The sequence below is a fragment of the Limnospira sp. PMC 289.06 genome, from assembly GCF_032350395.1.
In the GTDB taxonomy this organism is placed as follows: domain Bacteria; phylum Cyanobacteriota; class Cyanobacteriia; order Cyanobacteriales; family Microcoleaceae; genus Limnospira; species Limnospira platensis.
The window spans coordinates 1-984 of the sequence record NZ_JARPLC010000360.1; the positions used below are offsets into that span (position 1 = coordinate 1).

A 984-nucleotide genomic window follows, 5' to 3' on the forward strand; every position below is an offset into this window, starting at 1 on the left:
TCTGCTGCTGAATGGGAGGGGTAGACCGTGAGGTCTATCTCGACCCCTAATCAATTAAATATCAGTATACATATTAGTATCCGCCGCATCTTGAAGCTGTGGCACAAACTCCGTCCCCTTTAGCTTCATCCCCATTTCCAACAGTATTTCTGCCATATCATGTTTAGAAACTTTGTCATTTCCCCTCATCGACAAACGTTGATAAAGTTGTTAAAATACCTCACTTGTTAAATTCCTAAAGTCTTCTTGCCACCTATCTCTAGTTTGCTAGTTTGGTTGAATTCATCACGGAGCAGGTTAGTTTGAGTATCCAGAGATTGATCCAAAGATTCAATACTGTTAGAAAACTTACGATTGATTCTCTCAAGATGCTGTCGCAGTTCCGGGGCTTCTTCTTTACTCTCTGTACTTAGAGATTTAAACTTTTTATCAAAGGCTTCGTTAGTCGCCCTAATGTCAGTCGAAAAAACACTTTTTAGCTGTTGTGCATAATCATGAAATTCTTGCTGAAGCCTAGATAAATCCGACTCCATTTTCTCGAAGCGGTTATTAAACTCCCGGATATTAGAACCAAAAATAATATCGCGAATTTTCTCAATATTAGCTAATTTTTCGCGCATTTCTTCTTTAGTTATATCGGACATAATTTCTCCTGGTAGTTGTAGCAGTTATCCTGGTTACGGAATATTTTGGGCTATCCTCCCGACTTAGCCCTGTGGATAAAGGGGGACATTTCCCAGACCCTATGATTGATAATTTTTGGGCTTTTTCCCCTAGGGCGGTTCTCGGGGGGTTGAGGGTTAGCGTGGCGAGATACACTCTCTTGGAGTCTTCCAGTCCTTACCCAGACTGATAGTCCGAGTCCCGCTGACCAAATATCAATGCTGGCTTTTCTGAACCTACCCCATAGCTGTTGGCTTGGCTTTGTAGGTGTTGCATAATAGAAAATGATATTCTCAAATAAATCAAGATGGATTGTCCTTA

The 984-nt window shown here is 41.1% G+C and carries 2 protein-coding genes; both read right to left on the reverse strand.

What is annotated here, in order from left to right; translation table 11 throughout:
* Positions 1-227: 227 nt before the first annotated feature.
* Positions 228-644, reverse strand: a complete 417-nt coding sequence (locus P5674_RS25195; protein WP_006615921.1) for a hypothetical protein — start codon at positions 642-644, stop codon at positions 228-230.
* A 50-nt stretch (positions 645-694) separates the two neighbouring features.
* Positions 695-984, reverse strand: a 290-nt coding sequence (locus tag P5674_RS25200) for a hypothetical protein (protein ID WP_315670424.1), incomplete at its 5' end; no start/stop codon positions are given.